Consider the following 22,031-nt stretch of genomic DNA (forward strand, 5'->3'; position numbering starts at 1 on the left):
CCCGTTTATCTGTCGAAAGTATTGTTATTGTTTTTTATAGTTTTATAGAAAAGACGTTAACATGTTAATTAAGTTGTTGTAAATGTAGATTCAGTAACCCGCTAATTATTAGGCTTTAGCTGCTTTAGGCAAACTAAAAGAGAGCAATATGCCGGCGAATGTAAAGCTGGCTGCCAGAAGGTAACTGGTTTGAAAGCCTCCGGTTACTTCCGCTATGAAACCAGCAATAGTGGGGCCGAAAATCTGGCCAATTCCAAAGAAGATAGTCACATAGCCAAATACTTTACCCGCCTCTGCTGGGGGAAGCATGTCACTGACGGTTGCGGCAATGATTGCCGGAATACTAAACGCGGTGAGGGCAAACAGTAACATTGAGAGATATAAGGAAATTTCTCCTGTGTTGCTTGCAGCAAGAAGATAAGAACAGGTTTGCATCAGGTATACAGAGATGAGACCGTTTTTCCTGCCGAACTTATCTGAAACCCAGCCAAAAAGAGCGCCCGAGAATACACTAATAATACCGATTAACATCCAGAGGTTTCCGGCCTTGGCCTCAGTGAAATGATACTCTTCAACCAGTGAGGTAACGATAAAGGTGGTGTAGATCACATAGGTAAAGCCGAACATAAAGTAGATCGCACCCACATGGCTAATCAACTGGGTTCTGCTTAATGGCTGTGATGATTGATTTTTAGAGGCTTCTTCAGGACCAGAACTTTCTTCGCCAAACGCTTTCAGTGATAACTCTTCAGGATTATTCCTGATAATCATTGCTGTTAATCCAGTAATCACTGCAATAATGATCGCGAATGACATCCAGCCCAAACGCCAGCCTTCATCCCCCCAGTGGTTGTTTAGCCAGGGGATTAAAATACCACTGGCAACAATACCCATACCATTCCCAATGATCATGTACCCGGCTGCTTGACCACGGTAGCGTTTACTAAACCAATGAGCCACCAGTGTCATTGCTGTGATGTTAGCCGCTCCACTGCCAAATCCAGTGACGAAATACATGCCAATAATTAGCCAGAGCGAATCGCTTTGGCTAACAACCAACATGCTGAGGGCTATCATCACGAGGCCTGAGATGATGGTTTTCTTTTCTCCAAATTGAGTAATCAGCGATCCGCAGACAAAAACAGCGCTTAAGTAACCAACAAAGTTTCCGGTACTGATAAAACCCATCTCGGTGTAGTTGAGCGATAAGGTTGCACCCATGGATGGCAGCAACATACCGAGCGCAAACCTCGCCAGACCCATGCAGCAGAAAAGGGTCAATGCACCTGAAAACACGATAATCCAGGCGTAGTGAAGGTTTCTAAATTTCATAGATAAAACTGCTCGGTAAGCGGGGCAAGAAGTAAGCTTAAGATGATAACGATATCTGAGATGGCAGTGAAGGGATTTAATCGGTTTAACAAACATGGGCACAAACGCACCCATGTTCGCTAATAGGGTTGATCGATGAACAACCCTGATCCCTTAGCTCAACGTATTTATGTGAAAACCGTGCAGACGATCTTCTGATCAGAAGGGCTGTTGAGTCGCCGTTTCTGATACGCGGTGAATAATGCTTACATTTCGGCGTCGCGTCAAAGCGACTTTTGGACGATTAACAGGCTCTGGATTTTACGCCGATATCTAAGGTTTTAATTCTGTAATTTCACTACAAAAATTATTAAGTAATAAATGCTCTGCAGGGATTGAAATATATAGCTTTAGACCAGCAGATACTTTTTTTAGACTGAGAAAATTTAGCGTTAACTTGCTAATTTACAAGAATTTTTATTATTAAAAGATTTCTTCATATAGCAAATGAATCTATTCAAAATAACCTGTACAGTGCATATGGAGTGAAGCGGAGCATTTTTTATAGGTTAACTATGAATTTTAAAACGAAAATAACACTCAATCTGGATGCGGTGATCGCCATATCGATTCTTTTTGTTATCAGTATTAGCGGGAGCGGGTTTTTATTATGGCAAGTTAAAGCGCTGAGTGAGGAGAGTGTCAGGCAGAAGATGCAGATGACGGTAGACAGTTTGAACCTTAGTTCACAGCAGGCATATATCGATAAGCTTCGTAAAGAGTGCGGAATTGAGAGCGGTGAATGAACTCAGTGTGATCTAGTGGCTAGTATGCTAGCCACTAGATTCAGGAATTTTATTCTGCAACGACATCCAGGCATGCTGCATCAATATCAGCATCGTAATAAGCCATACCTAGTTTGTTCAGGTAATCCATTCGATCCGCTTTCATCAGATCAATTTGTGGAACTTCCAGATTTGCGGCTTCATAAGCGCTTGCCAGGTAGGCAAGGTAAGCTTCACCTTCTTCAACCATCAATAGGCTAGCAGCGCCAACATCTGTTTTTACTTTGCCATTTAGCTCGTCAGAAAGTGTTACCTGAATCACAACCGGTGTTTCTTCACCTTCAATGCGAACACTGCGGTTACGAACGGTCTGTTCTGCCCAGTAATATGCCAGCGCTTTACTTTGAGTCAGGAATACAGGTTCAGTGGTCTCTGTATAGTTGTTACCAATAGTCGCCATGGTTTTCTTGGCAGCAGCATTTAATGCTTTATCGCCTGAACGTTTTAGGCCCTGCGCTTTGATTGAGTCGACCAGCGCTGATGAAGTGCCGTGATACCAGGTATTGCTCGTAGCAAATCCTTGTTCAGATAACAGATCTTTAGCGTCTTGAAGAAAAGTAGGTGTAGTCATAGTCAAATCACTTAATCAGTTTGCAGTTGAAAGCAGGAGTGGATTCTAACGTAAAACAAACGATGAATCCTTTGTTACTCTGCATCAGATCATAAGATCCGGGTATAAAAAAGGCGACACCTTATTAAGGGGCCGCCTTTTTATCGCAGGGTAGGCCCTAGCTAAGCAGGGCACTTCCCTTAGCTAGTATTGCTTAGCTGAACTGGTTAGAAGTGTTCTTCGCACCAGCAGCTTTCAGAGCGTTTTCACCAGCAAAGTATTCTTTGTGGTCGTCGCCGATGTCAGAACCAGACATGTTCTGGTGCTTAACACATGCGATGCCCTGACGGATCTCTTTACGCTGTACGCCTTCAACATAACCCAGCATAGCTTTCTCACCGAAGTACTCTTTAGCCAGGTTATCAACAGACAGAGCAGTTGTGTGGTAAGTAGGCAGAGTGATCAGGTGGTGGAATACGTTCGCTTCGCGAGCAGTATCAGCCTGGAATGTACGTACACGTGCATCAGCTGCATCAGACAGTTCAGAACCGTCGTATTCAGCAGACATCAGGTTGTTACGGTCGTAAGCAGAAACGTCTTTACCTTCAGCCAACCATGCATCGTAAGTCTGCTGACGGAAGTTCAGCGTCCAGTTGAATGATGGAGAGTTGTTGTAAACCAGTTTCGCATCTGGGTGTACTTTACGTACATCGTCCATCATGCCTTTGATTTCGTGTACTGTTGGAACTGCAGTTTCGATCCACAGCAGGTCAGCACCGGCATTGATAGCTTCGATACAGTCAAATACGCAACGCTCGTGGCCAGTTCCCTGACGGAACTGATACAGACCAGATGGCAGACGCTTAGGACGAACCAGTTTGCCGTTACGGCTGATCAGCACATCGCCTTCAGCAGTATCTTCTGGAGCAACTTCTTCAACGTCCAGGTAGGAGTTGTATACATCACCCTGGTCGCCTGGCTCTTTAACTACAGCGATCTCTTTAGTCAGGCCAGCACCTTCAGAGTCAGTACGTGCAACGATAACACCGTCATCAACACCCAGCTCAAGGAAAGCGTAACGCAGAGCGCGCAGTTTCGCGTGGAAGTCAGCGTGAGGAACAGTTACTTTACCGTCCTGGTGACCACACTGCTTCTCGTCAGCAACCTGGTTTTCGATCTGTAGGCAGCAAGCACCTGCTTCGATCATCTGCTTAGCCATCAGGTAAGTCGCTTCAGCGTTACCGAAACCAGCGTCGATGTCTGCAACGATTGGTACTACGTGAGTTTCGTGGTTATCGATCTGATCCTGGATTTCAGCTTCTTTAGCTGCATCGCCAGCTTCACGTGCTTTGTCCAGTTCACGGAACAGGCCACCCAGTTCACGAGCGTCAGCCTGACGCAGGAATGTGTACAGTTCGTTTACCAGAGAAGCTACAGACGTTTTCTCGTGCATAGACTGGTCAGGAAGAGGACCGAAGTCAGAACGCAGAGCTGCAACCATCCAACCAGACAGGTACAGGTAACGACGTTCAGTAGAGCCGAAGTGCTTCTTGATAGAGATCAGCTTCTGCTGACCAACAAAACCGTGCCAGCAGCCCAGAGACTGAGTGTACTTAGTTTTGTCTTTGTCGAACTCAGCCATGTCGCGACGCATGATAGCCGCTGTGTACTTAGCGATATCCAGGCCAGTTTTGAATTTGTTCTGAGCACGCATGCGAGCTGCAGATTCTGGGTTGATTGCATCCCATGGGCTGCCAGCGTTTGCTTTCAGTGATGCGATGCTATCGATGTCTTTATTCAGTGTAGACATGGTCCATTCCTTCCATTTCTTTATCAGCAATATTGGTGTGCTGTTTAAAAGTTTCGCAATCGATTCTAGTGACAGAAAAACCATAATTGAAATAAATGCCCCTTATTTGCGCTATTCATTATATGAATAGTTATGTGTTATTATTCTGTATCCCCAGTATCTATGCGGCTTTGCTATGAACCTCGATAAGATCGACTTAAACTTATTGGTATACCTTGACGTATTGCTGCGAGAGCGAAATGTGACTAGATCCGCCAGTCTGCTTGGTATTACACAACCAGCAATGAGTAATGGTTTGCGGCGGTTGCGTGAAACCTTTGGCGACCCTCTTTTAGTAAGAACCAGTGATGGTATGGTGCCGACGGAACGTGCTCAGGCGCTCCAGCCTTTGCTTCGTCAGATCCTTGCCTCAGTTGAGCAGGTCATCGAACCCTCTAGCGAATTTGATGCGCAATCCAGTGATCGAGTTTTCCGCATTATGACCAGTGATTATGGTGAAGCGACGCTTTTACCACGCTTATTAAGCCGTCTACGTAAAGAAGCGCCGGATGTGGTGCTGGATATCCTCACGCCGAGTGATATGAGTTTTGTCGAGGTAGAGCAGGGGTTGGTGGATTTGGTCATCAATCGGTTTGACGATATGCCACAGTCTTTCCACCAGAAAACCCTGTGGAAAGACTCATTCTCCTGTTTATTCGCCGTAGATAACCCTATCTCCAATAACTTCAACCTGGAAACTTACCTCGAAGCTAACCATGTTTGGGTCAGTAAAACCGGCATGGGAGCAGGTATGGGTATCACGCCAAGTGATACTAAGCGCCTGGGCTGGGTCGATGGGGCTCTGGAGAAGATCGGTGAAAAACGTCACATCTCCGTGTTTACCCGCCACTATCAGTCTGCGGGGATGCTTGCATCACAAAAAGGCCTGGTGGCAACGATTCCAACCAAAGCCGCCGCGATTCAGGCAGACAATCCGCGCCTAGTCATGAAAAAGCCCCCGTTCGATATTCCCGAGTTTGAACTGAAGATGGCCTGGAGCCCATTGCTGCAACACAACGCAGCACATCAATGGATCCGAAGGGTGATAGGGGAAGTCGCTTCTTTGAGTTAAGGCGATGAATTCAGCCTGATTCAGTTAGGTTCAGCTAAAATCGGCAGAAGTCCGCTGCTTCTGTCTGGTTTTTGCTGCTTTTCGTGTCTAATAATCAAAAACAGAAATTCCATCACTGCCTTTAAGTGGTTCGGAGCACTGTGAGCAGATACCTGAAATTAGCAGTTCCTCTGAACCGCAATGAACGCATGTAACCTTTTCAGCACTGCGCTCTTCGCGCTGACCAATTACCTTGGCCATCTCTGATTTTAGATCGAAACTATCTTCAAGGCTGTGGTCTTTGACAATATTCCACATGGATTCAGTGATTAAAGAGAGGGTCTCGACTTTAAGCTCGAGGGCATTAATACGTGCGCTATTTACCTCTGATTCCAGCGTAGGGTTAGACTGAACTGTCTTTACTTCAGTTTCATTCGAGTTTTCACTCATTGTCTAATACCTCTTCTGGAAATAGGGAACTTCTAATTGTATTGGATTAAAGATAGTGAAAATAGATCTTAAGGGGTTTCAGCGACAGGCTCAGTTGTCAGAATAAACCGTTCGGTTAACTGATCAACTTCACCGCTTTTCCAGAGCAGATCCAGGGCCTGGTTCATTTCGCTGATGAGCTGATCTTTATTCCGGAGGTTGGAGGCTTTTGAAAATAGAAGGTAGGCTGGTTTGGGCTCATGCAGTGGACGATCAAGGGGTTCGATCATATCGGTGATCCCCAGATTACGTGCGGTAAATAAACCTACATGCTTTCCATTAACGTAAGCATCAAGGCGACCACGCGCGAGCATTTTTAGACCACTGTCGGCACTTGAAAGCTCCTGAACTTTGAATCGACCTGCTAACCGTGCTTTATCAAATTCAGGGTTAACGCTATAGCCACCGGTAATGCCTACTGTTTTTCCATAAAGGTCTTCAAGGCGATTGAAGCTGAACGCTTTCCCTTTCGGCACAAAAACACTGAAGATGCTTAAGTGTGTGGGTGAATTCATGTAGATGGCAAACGCTTCACGCTCGCTGGTCTTATAAGCAGAAAAGAGGGCGTCTACTTTTCCTGATTTGATAGAGGAGAGGGCGCGTTTCCAGGGAATGCATTCAATCACATATGGATGGTCAATACGGTCCATAACCAGAGTGACGATTTCTACATCGATCCCTTTAGGTACGCCATTATCGCACCAGGCAAAGGGTTTAAAGTCTTCAAGTGTAGCAAAGCGTATTGGGGCAGGTTTTTTTATCGCAGACGAGTCTGCCCAGGCCTTTATAGGCATGAGACTTAGTAATATGAATAACCAGGTTACTCGTATGGGCATCGTCTGATTCATTGAATGTGTGTGATTTATTAGTAAGTACAGCGTAGTTTTAGGAATTTCACAATATGATATGAAACTTAAATTACTCTTAGCTTAATTCGCTAACTAACTGATTTACATGGCAAACACATTCTCCGCAACGGGGTTGAACTTCTAATACTGCAAATATTTCACGATACTCATCCTCACCAAATTCGATCGCTTCGCGGATATCTTCGATATAAAGATCATTGCAGGTACAGACTAATAGTGGATCTTGTGCTTTTCTTTCCAGATTCATTTGTGTTCTAGCCTTCCTCAGTTGAAGGGGTATGTTACTGAGGAGTGCTTCAGTAGGGTAACGAAAGGTACTCATTTGAGGATGAAAAAAATTGATATGGCTTTAGGATAATGATCAGGTCTACTCTTTAGCGCGTTTGTGCGTGTACATATTCTTATCGGCTTGTTCTATAAGCGAGACAAGAGAAATGTTCTGTTTTGGATGAGCTATCACATGGCCAAAACTCAGCGAGGTTTTCTCCAGAAAGGTTTTGTTTCTCGCAGTTTGATCGAATTTCTCTGATAGCCTTGAACAAAAATTTTCTATATCACTTTCATCTTCTACCAAAAGCATCACTAAGAACTCATCTCCTCCGACTCTGGCAATAATGTCACTATCACGGCTCGTCATTGACAAAAGATCTGAAACTGTAGTCAGGCAGGTATCACCGGCTTTGTGGCCATGTTCATCATTGGTGATTTTCATATTGTCGATATCTATAAAAACGATACCGATCAATTTTTCAAAACGATGGGCGTCTTTTAGCCGTTGCTCCGCCAAGTGATTGAAACCTCTCCGATTGTTGATTCCTGTCAGTTCGTCAGTTAAAGCAAGGCTTTTCAGCTCTTCATATTGATAAACCATTTTAAGGTCGGCGTTTATTAGATCACGAAACTGTTCAAGAAGCTTAAGGAAGGGTTCGTCATAATCGGTTTTCTTTGTGTCGATGACACAGATGGTGCCGAATAGGTTTCCATCGGGCCAGTAGATTGGCAGGCCAAGATAAGACCTTACTGGACCTTTGCATACCGGGTCTGCATCGGACCATTGCGCATCATTAGCAGGATCATTCACATATAAGCCTTTGCCGGTTTCAATAATTTTTCGGCAAAAGCTTTTCATCTCCCAGGGCCAACTGGAATCCTGTTGAAGAAAATTATCTTCATTGAGGCTCGCACGCACGGCATTAAATTCACCTTGTCTGAACTGCACTATGGTTCCGCAAGCTGAATGGTAAAGTTCAGCCATCAGATCAACAGTACGCTGCCATTTGTCCAGATCCAGGGAGTTTGGTTTTTTACGTGAAATACAAGTTTGGGAATCGAGCATAGGCTGTCCACTTTATGACGAACATCCCTATCCATTTTTTATAAGTATGATTGTAGTTTGAGTGAGATCAAGTAGAAGAGTTCATTTGAAAATCTAAAAGTAGAATTGGCATTCACTACTGGCTCAACTACTGTTTCTCATATACGGTTTATTCAATGATTATTGTCAGTTCAGTGAAGCTCTCAAGGGATGAATATGATTTCGGCTCAATTACCGGGCAATGAAGAACAGCGTTTAGAAGAGCTCTATAGTTACGACATTTTGGATTCCGCTGATGAGAAGGAATTTGATGATCTAACTCAGTTGGCGTCTGAGATATGCGATACCCCGATCGCTTTAATTAGTTTGATAGATCCTGAGCGACAATGGTTCAAATCCCGCGTTGGGCTTGATGCTACTGAAACGTCGCGCGATATTGCCTTCTGTTCCCATGCTATCTTGCAGGAAGATGTTTTTGAAGTTGAAGACACCTTAAAAGATGCCCGGTTTGCTGATAATCCACTGGTTACGGGCTCACCCAATATTCGTTTTTATGCGGGGGCTCCGCTGATTACCCCCTCAGGTTTGGCTTTAGGCACAATCTGCACAATCAGTAATGAACCTAAAACCTTAACGGATTGGCAACGTAACGCGCTTGTTGTATTGCGAAATGAGGTGATCTCCAGACTAGAACTGCGCAAAAAGATTAAACAATTAGAAAGTGCGAATCAGTACAAATCGATCTTTGTTTCTAATGTCAGTCATGAGATCCGAACGCCGATGAACGGGGTCATGGGGTTGATAGATCTTCTCTTAGAAACGCCTTTGAATGATAAACAGCTGCGCTATGCCCAGGCTATTAAACGCAGTGGAGATTCCCTGTTAAGAGTGATCAACGATGTGCTGGACCTGTCCAAAGTTGAAGCAGGCAAGCTTACCATCGAGAAAGCAGAGTTTAATCTGGGTGAAGTGGTTGATGATTTAACCGAATGTTTCTCTCCATTAGCCACTGAAAAAAAACTTGAGCTTCGAACAGATATCCAACTGAAATCGGATCGGTTTATTGGCGATCATTACCGGCTAAAGCAGATTCTTAATAACCTATTGAGTAATGCCATTAAGTTCACTGATAAAGGCTGGACGGCTTTACGAATTAAAGTGGTAAGCGAAACGGATGACCAGGCGACGCTTAAATTCTCCGTTTCTGATACAGGCTTAGGTCTTTCTGAAAAACAGCAATCGCAATTGTTTAAACGTTTCCAGCAAGCGAATGAAACCATAACCCGGGAGTTTGGTGGGAGTGGTTTGGGTTTAAGCATCTGTAAACAACTATTAGCGCTTATGGATGGCGACATAGGGGTTAAGAGCGAACCAGGTAAAGGGTCGACTTTCTGGTTTACCCTGCCGTTACAGGTGGTTCGCGAAGAACCGGCCGTGGAAGAACTTACAGAAACACCCGACAATTTTGCCGGAAAGGTTTTGGTTGTAGAAGACAATCGCGTAAACCAGATTGTTGCAAAAGGGGTGTTAGAGAAATTAGGCCTGGAAGTTGAGCTTGCAGAGAACGGTGCTGTAGGTATGACTAAGCTGCGTGATAATTACTATGACTTGGTATTTATGGATTGCCACATGCCTGTTATGAGTGGCTTTGAGGCGACTAAAGGTATTCGAAGCCCCAACTCTTTAGTTCATAACCCTGGTATTCCTATTATCGCAATGTCAGCTAATGCGATGGATACAGATATCGAACAATGTTATGAAGTCGGTATGGATGGCTTTACAGCGAAACCTTTAGAACGGGAAAAAATTAAAGAAGTACTCAGTAAATATCTTAGCCCTGTACAAGCCAAAGAGAGCCCAAGTGCTAGTGAAGACATTTTTACCAGCCTGGATAGTTATCCGGTCCTGAATAAGCGTACGGTTAAAGGGCTAAAACTTAGTACCAACCACTTAAAGGTGATGTTCAGAACGTTCCTGGATACCACTCCCCAAGAGATAAACCGTCTCAGTCAGGCGTTGATTGAGAATGATGTCGAAACTGTTCGTTCCATCGCTCATTCCATCAAGGGTTCTGCACGGATGTTGGGTGGAGAGCAGTTGGGTGCTCTGGCGCAATTTATTGAGAGCAATGCTGATTTGGGCAATGAATTACCAGTCAGGAAGATCATTGGTCAATTAGATAGCTGTTTCGATGCGTTTGAAGATTCGTTGAATATACCGGACGCTTGAATGCTTTAATTGGACATGCATTAACTGTTCAAAAGCTCAAGCACATTCTCGGCCAGATATTCGATGAGCATTCGGACCTTAGGGGAAAGAAAACGGTTATTAGGATAGAGTGCCCAGATCCCTTCATCTTCAGGCTGAAACGTATTTAGTACAGGTATGAGACATCCTGTTTTGAAGTGCTGCTGAATGTAGTAATCCGGCAGTTGTACAAGGCCAAGGCCCTTGAGAGCAGCATCTGTTAGCGCAAGCCCGCTATTAAAGCGAATATTACCTTTGACGCGGATATTCCTTTCTTGCCCTGATTCCTGAAAGCGCCAAAACTCTAATGTTCCCAGTAAACAATTATGTTTATCCAGCTCCTGAATTAGGTGCGGAGTTCCATGCTTGGCCAGGTAATCAGGAGAGCCACAGACCTGAAGTTTTCGTGATGCCAGGCGTTTGGCCATCATACTTGAGTCCTCCAGCTTACCCAGACGAATTGCCAGATCATAACCCTCTTTTACCAGATCGACCTTCTGATTGGTGAAGTGTATTTCAACTTCGAGAGCAGGATATTTAGCAATGAACTCGCTCACCAAGGGCGCAATCTTACTTTCACCGAATGTGGTAGGGGCGGTCATCCGGAGTTTCCCCTTAGGAACAGTTTGGTGCTGGGTAATAGCTCTTTCTGCTTCTTCAAGGCCTTCAATAAGCGGTTTGCAGTGATGGTAATAGACCTGGCCTGCTTCAGTAATCGTCACTTTACGGGTGGTCCGATAGAACAGCTTAACCGCTAGCCGGTCTTCAAGTTCACTTATTTGGCGGCTCACTTGTGCTGTTGAGATCCCCAGTAGTTTGGCAGCAGATGTAAAGCTACTTGTTTCCGCGACCGCCATGAACTCAGACACGCCTTCCCAGTTAAACATTGTTACCACACAGAAAAAGTAATTTGATTAATTGAAGATTATCACTGTGGGGTAATTAACTACAATGTAATGCATTAATTATTACAACAGCCTTCTGAAATACCTTTATACAGTGGGCATAGTGCGGAGATGGATATGAGTGAGCAGATGATCAAATCAAGAGCAGCGATTGCCTGGGGGCCAAATCAGCCTCTATCGATTGAAGAAGTGGATGTGATGCCGCCACAGGCAGGTGAGGTTCTGGTCAGAATCGTTGCAACAGGTGTCTGCCATACTGACGCCTTCACCTTGTCAGGTGAAGACCCTGAGGGGATCTTCCCGGCTATTTTAGGCCATGAAGGGGGCGGTATTGTTGAAGCGGTTGGTGAAGGTGTTACCAGCCTGCAGGTAGGCGATCATGTTATTCCTCTGTACACACCTGAGTGTGGCGAGTGTAAATTCTGTAAGTCAGGTAAGACAAACCTATGTCAGAAAATCCGAGAGACCCAGGGCAAAGGCTTGATGCCAGATGGCACTACTCGATTCTATAAAGATGGTGAGCCTATCTACCACTACATGGGTTGCTCAACATTTTCTGAATATACCGTACTTCCAGAAATCTCCTTGGCGAGAGTGAACAAAGAGGCTCCACTTGAAGAGGTCTGCCTATTAGGTTGTGGTGTAACGACCGGTATGGGGGCTGTTATGAATACCGCCAAGGTTGAAGAGGGCGCTACGGTTGCTATCTTCGGTCTGGGGGGGATTGGCCTCTCGGCAGTGATTGGCGCGACCATGGCCAAAGCCAGCCGAATTCTGGCGATCGATATTAATGATTCAAAGTTCGAGCTAGCTAAGCAGCTGGGTGCAACAGACTGTATCAACCCTAAGGAGTTTGATAAGCCAATTCAGGAAGTCATTGTCGAGATGACTGATGGTGGAGTGGATTACTCGTTTGAATGTATCGGCAATGTAGATGTGATGCGTTCTGCATTGGAGTGCTGCCATAAAGGCTGGGGTGAGTCGGTGATTATTGGTGTAGCGGGGGCAGGTCAGGAGATCTCGACGCGTCCTTTCCAACTGGTAACGGGCCGTGTATGGCGTGGAACGGCATTTGGCGGCGTAAAAGGGCGCTCAGAGCTGCCAGAGATTGTCGAACGTTATATGGCGGGAGAGTTCAAACTCAACGATTTTATTACGCATACGATGGGGCTTGATAAGATCAATGAAGCGTTTGATCTTATGCATGAAGGTAAGAGTATTCGTAGCGTCATTCATTATGATCGCTAAGCATCTTAAGTCACAAGGATGAACTCATGTCTTTAGAGATATTGAATGAAAACAGATGCTTTGGCGGGTGGCTTAAACAACTAAGCCACCCTTCGGAAAAGCTGAACTGTTCTATGCGCTTCAGTATTTATCTGCCACCGAATGCGTCGGAGCAGCATAAAGTTCCGGTAGTGTATTGGCTCTCAGGCTTAACCTGCACAGATGAAAACTTTATGCAGAAGGCAGGCGCTCAGCGTATTGCTGCGGAATTGGGTATTGCACTGGTGGCACCGGATACCAGCCCAAGAGGTGAGACGGTGCCAGATGATCCCGAAGGTGCATACGATTTTGGCTTGGGCGCTGGCTTTTATCTAAACGCTACCGAGGCCCCCTGGAACAAGCATTACCTGATGTACGATTACATTACGGAAGAGCTTCCGGCATTAGTCGAAAGCTTATTCCCCGTATCAGAGTTGCGTGCTATTTCAGGACATTCCATGGGAGGGCATGGTGCTATTACGATTGCCCTGAAGAACCCTGAACGCTTTAAATCAGTGACTGCGTTTAGCCCAATCTGCAATCCGATGAGCTGCCCATGGGGTGAGAAAGCACTGAGTGGTTATTTGGGTGAAGATCGAGCCCAATGGACGGATTATGACAGTACCTACCTGTTGAGCTGCTGTGAAGATCAAATACCGATGCTGGTGGATCAGGGCAGTGCCGATCAGTTTTTGGCCGAGCAGCTAAAACCTGAAACATTATTATCGGCCGCGCCTGAAGGGTACCCTTTAGATTATCGGTTACAGGAAGGCTACGATCACAGTTACTACTTCATCGCGAGCTTCATTGAAGATCACTTGAGGTTTCATTCAAAGTATCTTTTGTAAGGCGGATAAGGGCGGATAAGGGCGGATAAGGGCGGATAAGGGCGGATAAGGGCGGATAAGGGCGGATAAGGGCGGATAAGGGCGGATAAGGGCGGATAAGGGCGGATAAGGGCGGATAAAGGCGGATAAAGGCGGATAAGGGCGGATAAAGGCGGATAAAGGCGGATAAAGGCGGATAAGAGCGGATAAGGGCGGATAAGAGCGGAAGATGTAGCTGCTTTTAGTTGATCCTCGCAGCATTCAGCCGCTTCTATCTGTTTTAGCTGATTCTCGCAGCATTCAGCTGCCTCCATCCGCTTATAGCTGATCCTCGCAGCATTCAGCTGTCTCTGTCCGCTTTTAGCTGGTCCTCGCAGTATTCAGCCGCCTCTATCTGCTTTTAGCTGACCCTGGCAGCTTTGAACGGCCTCTACCCGTTTCCAGCTGCCTTTAAGCAATCAATGTCTACTAATAAGGTAAGCACCAGCCCCCGCCATAATTGATCCTGCACTTCTGTTCAGACGTTTAACTGCCGCTTCTGATTTAAACCAGCGACGTGCTTTACTGGCGAAGACTGCGATCATCATCAAACCCAGCATTAAGCCGATCAGTGTCAGGAATGAAGCGAATACAATATCGGCATTACTGAGCACTGTCAGATCCATAAAGGTTGGCAAAAACGCGATGTAGAACAGTATCACCTTAGGGTTTGAAGCAGAGATGAGGAAACCCTGAAGAAAACCCAGCGCCATACCTTTTTTCTTACCTTCGGGATCGTTTTCCATCGCTTCTAAATCCAGCGGAGCATTCCACATCTTCCAGCCGAGATAGACAAGATAGATTGCGCCGACGACTCGGATAACTGTAAACAGTTCGCTCCAGTTATTGGCGATAACGGCCAGGCCAAAACAAGCCGCAATCAGGTAAAGGATATCACTGATCGTCATACCTAAAGCGAGCATTAAGCAAGAGCTGGCGCCATTGGTCAGGGCGCGAGCAAGAATGGCAAAAACGCCAGGACCTGGGGTAATGCCAAAGATAAAAATAGCGATAAAGAAAGAGATTGCACTCTCTATAGTCATTTTTAAATTCCAGATATGCATTAGAGCCCGGATGCTTGTTTAGCGGGCTCAAAATAATGAGTAATCGGTTAGATTAACTACCTAAAAGATTTAATACCAGTCCTCGGCTTGCATTTGCTTGAGCTTGAATCGCAATTCCAACTTCTTGTTGTATCAAAGCGGAAGAACGTTCTGATATAGCACGGGCATAATCAGTATCACCAATACGTGAGGCTGATTCAGCCTGGCTGAGGCTGGACTGGCTTAGGTTGTTAATTGTGCTGTCGAGTCTGTTCTGGCTGGCGCCAATTTCACCGGACACTGTACCGAGGAAATCTTGCGCTGAATCAAGAATATCCAGAGCCCCAGCGTCACTAATGTTCAGAGAAAACAGCCCTTGATTCTCCAACTCACCGGCTACATTGAAGGTATTAATGTTCTGACCGTCATCGGCATCAGGACCGGTTTGCAAGCGTAACTGCCCATCTTCAGCTAATAGGGACTGGCCATTGAAAGTAGAAGAATCCAGCGTGTCGCGGATACCTTCCAAGAGCGCATCAGCTTCACTTTGCAGGGCGGCTCGATCACTGTCATTGAGAATGCCGTTTTGCGACTGTATAGAAAGCTCACGTATTCTTTGCAGCGAATCATTAACCTGATTGACACCACCATCGGCTATTTGTAGCGCTGAAACACCATCCAGACTATTTCTGATCGCTGTGTTGTTGCCTAACACTTCGCTTTGAAGGTCAATCAGCACCTGAAGGCCTGCAGGATCAACCGCTGAACTATTAATGCGCTGACCGGAAGCAAGCTGCTTTTCGTTTTCATCGATTCTGTTTTGAATCTGATTAAACTGATTGTAGGGGCTTGTACTGAAGCCTGTCGGATTAATAGGCATGGGCAGCTCCTGATACGCCGCTTATTTTCTATCCATTAAGTATAGCTGGAACGGTGGCAGTAGGAGTTGATTTCTGTTCATAAAAAATGGCGCAACAGGTGCGCCAGAAATCTTGCAATGGAATATAAACGGAAGAGTGTATTAAGGAACCTGCGAATAGGTCTCATGCTTTCTCAGTGGACTATAGAACGGCCATGTGCGCGAAAGTCAGTGCAGCGAAATGTCTAGACCTTTTCAAACTGACTGACAAGGCAGATGGCCGTTATAAATTCCACCCTACGGGGCTTGCAGAGCAAACGAATCGCTTTGTTAATAATTTTCGCCAGGCAACCAGCATGACTGTAATTATTGCCGCGCGCTTCACTTGCTCTGTAAGCCTGAGGCGCATAGGACCTTGTTCGTAGGTTCCTCTCACTCAAAGGTTTCAGGCAAAAGAAGCAAACCCTGAAACCCTTTCGATAATAAGAGGTTAAGATTGCAGTTTATACACTGCATTAGTTCCATTATAAATTGTGTGTCTATAGCTGATTAGATCCAGCCAAGTAACTGCCACCATAGATAATCTAATGGGAATAGAATAAATAGGGTCAGTGGTGTGAGAACAAAACACAGTTTAGCTGCATGCTTAATTGGCACCTTCGCGATCTGCATGCCGACCATTAGCGGTGCTGATTGAAAAGGAAAGAGTATTGTTGAAAAGCCGAGCACCTGGGTCATCAACACCGCTTGAAGAGAGAAACCACTTTTGTCTGCAAGCTGCTCAGCAAAAGGGGTGAGCACTGCAGATACGCCTGGCAGTGTGGTAACAATACCTGTCGTGAAGGCGGTCATCGCCAGCGATATAAAATTGCTTAAATCTTCCCCGGGAGCCAGAGGTAGCCAATTGTTGAGATGATCTCCTGCCAACGCTCCAAGACCTGAATGATTTATCAGGGTGCCAAGGCCAAGTATTCCAACCACAAAGATGAGTGAACCAATATTAAATTTGTTGTTAAGACTTTTACTGCTGACCAGACCTATACCTGGTAATAGCAGGACACATGCAGCCGTAAGGCCAATCCATGCAGCTGAGATGTGATGGAAAGAATCGGTTAACCAGAAGCCCAGTGTAATCAGAACGATAAACAATAACTTATATTCATTGAATGACATTCTGGATTGTTCTGTGGCTTCATGATTGCGTTTGGGAGAGTCTGGATATAACCAAAGAATCAAACTGATAATCAGAATGCCTTTGAGTAAGCCAAGAATAGGGAAGTGCAGGAAAAGATATTCGGCGTATAAAGGTGTCCAGTTATGGATGGTTTCAGCCGCGCCAATCATCACCATGTTGGGAACATTGGCAGGTAACACTGCGAAGGTGGGTACGTGACAGCCAAATGCCGCGGCAAGCGCAACCCCTATCTGTCCATTACTGCCGGTTTTAAATCCGCACCGATCTGCAACGGCCATGGCTATAGGGATAAACAGTACCGCCCGCCCCATAGAGGATGGCATTAAAAATCCCAGTAAGGTTGCCATGATGACGATGCCGGAAATGAGCTTAAGATAGCTGCTGTCCAGATGGTTGGAAAAGCCGGCAGCGATACGTTGCGCAAGCCCGGTCTCGTTGATCGCGATGCCGATAATGAGCCCGGCAAAAATTAGCCAGCAGGCGGTTGAGTAGAATCCGGAAAAAACCGTCTCCGCTGGTGCAACGGCTAAGAGCATAGCGACAGCCATAAAGATTAACGCGGTAACATGCTCAGGAATGGCACTGGTTGCATACAGAACGATCGCGCCAAGAATAAGACAGGCAGCAGTCAACTGTTGCTGGTTCAAATAGTCTGCTGCGGGGCCAAGTAGTAATGACAATATACAGAGCGGCAGCAGAATGATGGCGGATATCTGACCTTTAGAGAGTGAAATATTCATCTCAATGACACCTGTTTAATAAAACCTTTTCCATTTTGGCAAGAATTAGCTAGCCTTACAGTCGATAATAAGACATAAAATATCGATAAACAGACAAGCTATTAGCAATGGAAAAACGATTACCCTCACAGCTCGGCCAGCGGATTGATGCGCAGCGCCCCATTATTGGCCTACGCGGTCGGTTAGCAGCCAATGTTGATATGGACCCGCATCGACACCCTCGCGGGCAGCTTGCTTATGCAGCCGAAGGAATTATCCGTGTCTATACCGATGAGGGAGTTTGGGTAGTGCCACCTTCGCAGGCCGTTTGGGTACCCGGTGATGTAGTGCATAGAACCACTGCAGAGGTCTCTGCTGAACTCAGGCACCTTTTCGTTGACCCCGCCTATCTCTCCGGTTTGTCCGATCAATGTAGTGTGGTGGAAGTTTCGCCTCTGCTCAGAGAGCTGATTATGCGAGTTGCCGACTTCGGCGATGACTACTCTACAAATAGCCCCGCCAGCAGACTCTGTGCAGTGATTTTAGATGAGCTGCAAAACCTCAAACCCTCGTTGCTACACTTGCCGGGAGCCACAGATAGACGCTTACAACGGGTGATGCATGCCATGGTTGAAAACCCAAGCGCAGAGATAGGCTTGAACTATTGGGCAGAGCAGGTAGGGGCTAGCGAACGCACCATAAGCCGTTTATTTGTTAAAGAAACCGGCATGAATTTTCAGCAGTGGCGGAAACAGTTATTGCTTCAGGAAGCAGTAGACAGGTTAGGGAAGCGTAATGCAGTTGTCGATATTGCACTGGAACTTGGGTATCGAAGCCCCAGTGCGTTTGTTGCTATGTTCAGACAAGCCTTAGGTAAACCGCCTGGACAGTATTTTAAGGATCTTAGTTAGCATCCATCTTGAATAGATCTGGGTGCTGTTCCAATGTACTGACCAAAAGTTCCATCTCTTCCTGAGTACCAATCGTGATACGCAGGAAGTTGTCGATGCCTGGTTTACTGAAATAACGAACCAGGATCTTTTTACTGCGTAGATAACCCATCAGCTCAGCCGCTTCCAGGAAACGATGGCTAGTGAACAGGAAGTTAGTTTTGGATGGCAAGCTGATAAAGCCCAGCTCCGCCAGTTTTTCTGTTGTCCATTCGCGGGTATTAATGATCTTTTGATTCGTTTCGGCAAAATAATCATTATCCTGGATGGCAGCAACACAGGATTCTATCGCTAACATATCCAGCGGATAAGAGTTAAAGCTGTTTTTAACCCTCTCCAGACCATCAATCAGATCTTCATGGCCGATCGCATAACCAACCCGCATCCCTGCAAGAGAACGTGATTTAGAGAATGTCTGGATTACCAGCACATTGTCGTAACGTTGGGTCAGTTCAATGGCAGAAGATGCGCCGAAATCAACATAAGCTTCATCGACCACGATAACCGATTCAGTATTACGCTTAGCTAAGGCTTCGATATCCCCCAACTCAATCGCACGACTGGTAGGGGCATTGGGATTAGCGAAGATAATGCCGCCATTGGGCTGATCGTAATCGTCCAGATTCAGCTCGAATTGGTCGCGGAGTGGAATTTTCTTAGACTCGATATCAAACAGGTCACAATAAACAGGATAAAAACTGTAAGTGAACTCAGGCATCAGCAGTGGATGTTCCTGGCGGAAAAAAGCAGCGAAGGTATGAGCAAGTACCTCATCTGAACCGTTACCGACAAAAACGTTATTTCTATTGACGCTGAACTGATCTGCGATTGCATCTTTTAACTGGGTGCAATCCGGATCCGAATAGAGGCGCAGTCTGTCTGTATCAAAGTTATTGATAACGGCGGCAGCTTTGGGTGAAGGTGGGTACGGGTTTTCATTCGTGTTGAGTTTGGTTATACCACTCTCTTTAGGTTGTTCACCCGGTACATAAGGGGTCAGACGCGTGACAGCGTCGCTCCAGTATTTGCTCATTTTCTCTTCCAATTCCAAGGCCCTCAATCGATGGGCGCTATAGGTGAAATAACGCGGCGTAGAATATCAGAAAAGAATCATAGGGATAAGATGTAGCCCCAATGCTCTGGCTGGTTATACCGTTATCTTAGTGGTTGTAAATGTTTATAAGTATTAAAAAATGTAATCAGTAGTTAGGGGGGGGTAAGGGCAGATAGCGCCACATTTTAGAATGTTTGGGCTGTTGCTATGTGTTTTAAGTGCCTTGGGCAAATTCTTAAGGATATAGAACACTTGTTTTAATAGGTGCATTGGCATAGGCTGGAATTACTTAAAAGCTGATTGTCGTTCATTGATTGAACTTTAAGAGAGTAGGGATGAACTCCACCACTGTAAGAACCTCAGCCGCTGTTAACATTAATTTAGAGAGCAATGGCTTCCTTAATGCTCTGATGCTTCTCCGTCAAATACTTCAATTGATCGATGATTCGGCATCTGTCGTTGAATACTTTAAAGAGCTTAATATCTTATTGCTCTTAAAAGTAGACAGATCTTTAGCAGACAGGATAGATAGTAAATCCGTTGCTATGTCACTTCAAAACTCGAATTAGTTCAGCTTCCTCATCTTTGGAGGGCGAAAGCGAACTATTGGTTTGTGACTCATGATAATGCATAAACTCTGAATTAAAATCTTAATAGTTAGTTATTTTCTTAAGTGCTTTAATAGATTCTTGTGAGAAGAAGAATGATCTATAGGTTTTTTCTTGTTTTTGTTGTCATCTTTTTAGTTCAGTCGTGCAGTCCAGAAAATAAGAAAGATTATTTTCAAGAATTTGAAAAAATTTACACAAATCAATTTGGATACGGCGTTGGATATGGCGGCATATATTGGGTCGATAATTAACAATCTAATTCTTGATACAATAGTTAAGAACAATAGAGGTGAACTTGAAAAAGGTATTTATAAAGTAGATCTGAATGGCGGCCACACTAAGTTGTTCTCCTTAGATTTTGATGTGAATTTTAAATATTGTTACGCAGATGGCGTTCTTAAGGTCTGGACTGAAAGAGTAGAAAACCTTGAAAACGTTAGCGTTTCAGGCATTAAGATATACAATGAAGCTCTATCTTATAAGCTTCCACCAGGAAAGCAGCATTCTTTTTCTCATTGTGAGTTAAAAGATAGCATCGAAGGATATGCTATATACTATTTAAATAATGGAGAGTATATAAAGTCTTATCGAAGTAAATCCACTATCTCCACAAGTTTTAAGTCAAATAAAGGAGATGTTTATTTGGTGGATGAAAATGGAAATGAAATTGATATAGGGATTAAAAAAGGGTACTTAACAGATCCTGAATATGTTGGGTATAAAAATGCATATTTCGGATATAGGTTAGTAAGTCGATGTGGTCATCTGTGGTGGTTGTATACTGAAGGTTGGGATTCAGAAAATGAAAAGCTATGCTTTGGTGAATGGTCTTACAGTGGTGGGTCAATAACTATTACACCAATAAGGGATGGCTTGTTTTTAGAGCACCATACAACAAGTAATAAAAAAGCAAAGGCTTATGTATATGTTAATAATAGAGAATATAAAGTAGAAAAAAACATAGTTAGAGGTGCAGTTTCCTCTCCTGATGGCTGCAAAGTTGCTTACGGGTTCGGGGACTTTAATAAAATAGAAAGTAAATTAAAGTTGAGACAGTATTTGAAAGTTTTCGATAGCTGTAAATATATAAAAAGCAATGATTTTTTAAGATTCAATGATGGTTTGTTGAAGAATTTTTAATGAGGATGTCAACGCTATTGAGTTAAAGTTGTTGAATTATTGAAGAATTTTCTGCTTTCGTAATTTCACTATTTTCATGTACTCGTTTCGGCAGTCAAAGTAGCAAATTAATACAAATAAAAGAGAGCCGTAGCTCTCTGGCTAGGAGGGGACTCTTTACGAGTGCTGACGTACAAACATCGCTGTGACTGTATCCATCGTGCTGATATGGTTTACCAGCCAATTAGCGACGGTATCTGTCAGGTAGCTTTGTAATGCGGATCTGTCTTCGGACGCTTCCCATTCTGAAATGACCGTTTTCATCTCTTCAAGCACCCGTTCATGCTCGCCCTTGTGGCATGAGTATGGCGGGAAATTCACACGAATCATCTGTTCCTCTTCACGGGCAAAGTGCTCTTGGTTATGTTCAAAAAATGCTTTGAGCAATTCAGACACTTTTGTAGAGCTATCAGACTCGATGGCTATCAGTAACTGGTTGACAAGCTCGACTGCTTCGCCGTGATCTTCATTCATAAAATCCAGTGCAACCTGAGGAATAACTGAAGGGTTGAGTTGGTTGGCCATCTAATTCTCTCCAATTTGATATAGGCAAAGCCTAACGTGTTTTTGAGGGCAGATTAGTGATGAATATCAATAAATGTAAAAAAAATACATTAATTTAGGTTGAAGAATAGCAGGGCAACTAATTATTAGACTTTGGTTTGTGAAAAGTGACTATCCAGTAGAGGGTTGTGCCTGGAAAGCTTTCTAACTTAATTACAAAGCATGGTTAGTTAACCTGTTGAATATAAAGGATATAAATTCTTGGCCCGATATTTGCGATATGTGTAACTGAAGAACGAACATAAAAAAAACGATCACTGCGTTTCTTGGTGGAGATCCTCTAAACGAGTCAAT

The 22,031-nt window shown here is 44.6% G+C and carries 20 protein-coding genes; 7 read left to right on the forward strand and 13 right to left on the reverse strand.

Annotated features, from left to right (window positions below; genetic code table 11):
- Nucleotides 1–108: 108 nt before the first annotated feature.
- Entirely contained in the window at nt 109–1,332 is a 1,224-nt protein-coding gene (locus MED92_RS02530) for an MFS transporter (RefSeq protein ID WP_007019906.1), read from the reverse strand.
- Between the two features lie 554 nt (nt 1,333–1,886).
- Between MED92_RS02530 and MED92_RS02535 the strand changes: the two genes are divergently transcribed.
- Nucleotides 1,887–2,117 carry a hypothetical protein gene (locus MED92_RS02535; RefSeq protein WP_007019907.1) on the forward strand — a complete coding sequence of 77 codons (231 nt, stop codon included), beginning with the start codon at nt 1,887–1,889 and terminating at the stop codon, nt 2,115–2,117.
- 49 nt (nt 2,118–2,166) lie between these two features.
- On the opposite strand, the gene MED92_RS02540 is transcribed toward MED92_RS02535, so the two are convergent.
- Complete coding sequence (locus MED92_RS02540) at nt 2,167–2,727, reverse strand: hypothetical protein (protein ID WP_007019908.1); 561 nt, start codon at nt 2,725–2,727, stop codon at nt 2,167–2,169.
- A 193-nt stretch (nt 2,728–2,920) separates the two neighbouring features.
- A complete protein-coding gene (locus MED92_RS02545; RefSeq protein WP_007019909.1) occupies nt 2,921–4,516 on the reverse strand; it encodes an isocitrate lyase in 1,596 nt (531 codons plus the stop codon).
- Nucleotides 4,517–4,691: 175 nt separating this feature from the next.
- Between MED92_RS02545 and MED92_RS02550 the strand changes: the two genes are divergently transcribed.
- Nucleotides 4,692–5,627 (forward strand): LysR family transcriptional regulator, encoded by a 936-nt coding sequence (locus tag MED92_RS02550; protein ID WP_007019910.1) that lies wholly within the window; start codon nt 4,692–4,694, stop codon nt 5,625–5,627.
- An 87-nt stretch (nt 5,628–5,714) separates the two neighbouring features.
- On the opposite strand, the gene MED92_RS02555 is transcribed toward MED92_RS02550, so the two are convergent.
- The 4 genes from MED92_RS02555 to MED92_RS02570 form a co-directional block, all read right to left on the reverse strand.
- Nucleotides 5,715–6,056, reverse strand: coding sequence for a hypothetical protein (locus MED92_RS02555; protein ID WP_007019911.1), 342 nt, complete (start codon nt 6,054–6,056; stop codon nt 5,715–5,717).
- A 68-nt stretch (nt 6,057–6,124) separates the two neighbouring features.
- Nucleotides 6,125–6,931 carry a substrate-binding periplasmic protein gene (locus MED92_RS02560; RefSeq protein WP_162010845.1) on the reverse strand — a complete coding sequence of 269 codons (807 nt, stop codon included), beginning with the start codon at nt 6,929–6,931 and terminating at the stop codon, nt 6,125–6,127.
- 88 nt (nt 6,932–7,019) lie between these two features.
- On the reverse strand, nt 7,020–7,211 hold the full coding sequence (locus MED92_RS02565; RefSeq protein WP_007019913.1) for a (2Fe-2S)-binding protein: 192 nt from the start codon (nt 7,209–7,211) through the stop codon (nt 7,020–7,022).
- A gap of 120 nt (nt 7,212–7,331) precedes the next feature.
- Entirely contained in the window at nt 7,332–8,300 is a 969-nt protein-coding gene (locus tag MED92_RS02570; protein ID WP_007019914.1) for a sensor domain-containing diguanylate cyclase, read from the reverse strand.
- 189 nt (nt 8,301–8,489) lie between these two features.
- Between MED92_RS02570 and MED92_RS02575 the strand changes: the two genes are divergently transcribed.
- Nucleotides 8,490–10,508, forward strand: coding sequence for a GAF domain-containing hybrid sensor histidine kinase/response regulator (locus tag MED92_RS02575; RefSeq protein WP_083774886.1), 2,019 nt, complete (start codon nt 8,490–8,492; stop codon nt 10,506–10,508).
- A gap of 20 nt (nt 10,509–10,528) precedes the next feature.
- Here the strand turns inward: MED92_RS02575 and MED92_RS02580 are convergent, their stop codons facing one another.
- Entirely contained in the window at nt 10,529–11,413 is an 885-nt protein-coding gene (locus MED92_RS02580; protein WP_040661460.1) for a LysR substrate-binding domain-containing protein, read from the reverse strand.
- 135 nt (nt 11,414–11,548) lie between these two features.
- Here MED92_RS02580 and MED92_RS02585 point away from each other — a divergent pair, with 135 nt between their 5' ends.
- Together MED92_RS02585 and fghA are read left to right on the forward strand one after the other, a co-directional pair.
- Nucleotides 11,549–12,679 carry an S-(hydroxymethyl)glutathione dehydrogenase/class III alcohol dehydrogenase gene (locus tag MED92_RS02585; protein WP_007019917.1) on the forward strand — a complete coding sequence of 377 codons (1,131 nt, stop codon included), beginning with the start codon at nt 11,549–11,551 and terminating at the stop codon, nt 12,677–12,679.
- A 26-nt stretch (nt 12,680–12,705) separates the two neighbouring features.
- Nucleotides 12,706–13,545 (forward strand): S-formylglutathione hydrolase, encoded by an 840-nt coding sequence (gene fghA, locus MED92_RS02590; protein WP_007019918.1) that lies wholly within the window; start codon nt 12,706–12,708, stop codon nt 13,543–13,545.
- 437 nt (nt 13,546–13,982) lie between these two features.
- Here the strand turns inward: fghA and MED92_RS02600 are convergent, their stop codons facing one another.
- The 3 genes from MED92_RS02600 to MED92_RS02610 form a co-directional block, all read right to left on the reverse strand.
- A complete protein-coding gene (locus MED92_RS02600; RefSeq protein WP_007019920.1) occupies nt 13,983–14,606 on the reverse strand; it encodes a LysE family translocator in 624 nt (207 codons plus the stop codon).
- 73 nt (nt 14,607–14,679) lie between these two features.
- Nucleotides 14,680–15,486, reverse strand: coding sequence for a flagellin (locus MED92_RS02605; RefSeq protein WP_007019921.1), 807 nt, complete (start codon nt 15,484–15,486; stop codon nt 14,680–14,682).
- A gap of 528 nt (nt 15,487–16,014) precedes the next feature.
- On the reverse strand, nt 16,015–17,400 hold the full coding sequence (locus MED92_RS02610; protein ID WP_007019922.1) for an SLC13 family permease: 1,386 nt from the start codon (nt 17,398–17,400) through the stop codon (nt 16,015–16,017).
- Between the two features lie 107 nt (nt 17,401–17,507).
- Here MED92_RS02610 and MED92_RS02615 point away from each other — a divergent pair, with 107 nt between their 5' ends.
- Nucleotides 17,508–18,290: an AraC family transcriptional regulator gene (locus MED92_RS02615; RefSeq protein WP_007019923.1), complete on the forward strand. Its 783-nt coding sequence runs from the start codon at nt 17,508–17,510 to the stop codon at nt 18,288–18,290.
- Here the strand turns inward: MED92_RS02615 and hisC are convergent.
- Nucleotides 18,283–19,362 (reverse strand): histidinol-phosphate transaminase, encoded by a 1,080-nt coding sequence (gene hisC, locus MED92_RS02620; RefSeq protein WP_007019924.1) that lies wholly within the window; start codon nt 19,360–19,362, stop codon nt 18,283–18,285. The genes MED92_RS02615 and hisC overlap by 8 nt on opposite strands.
- A gap of 854 nt (nt 19,363–20,216) precedes the next feature.
- On the opposite strand from hisC, the gene MED92_RS02630 reads away from it, so the two are divergent.
- Complete coding sequence (locus tag MED92_RS02630) at nt 20,217–21,134, forward strand: hypothetical protein (RefSeq protein WP_007019926.1); 918 nt, start codon at nt 20,217–20,219, stop codon at nt 21,132–21,134.
- Between the two features lie 156 nt (nt 21,135–21,290).
- Here the strand turns inward: MED92_RS02630 and MED92_RS02635 are convergent, their stop codons facing one another.
- Nucleotides 21,291–21,698 (reverse strand): bacteriohemerythrin, encoded by a 408-nt coding sequence (locus MED92_RS02635; protein WP_007019927.1) that lies wholly within the window; start codon nt 21,696–21,698, stop codon nt 21,291–21,293.
- Nucleotides 21,699–22,031 lie beyond the last annotated feature (333 nt).

Source organism: Neptuniibacter caesariensis (assembly GCF_000153345.1).
GTDB lineage: Bacteria > Pseudomonadota > Gammaproteobacteria > Pseudomonadales > Balneatricaceae > Neptuniibacter > Neptuniibacter caesariensis.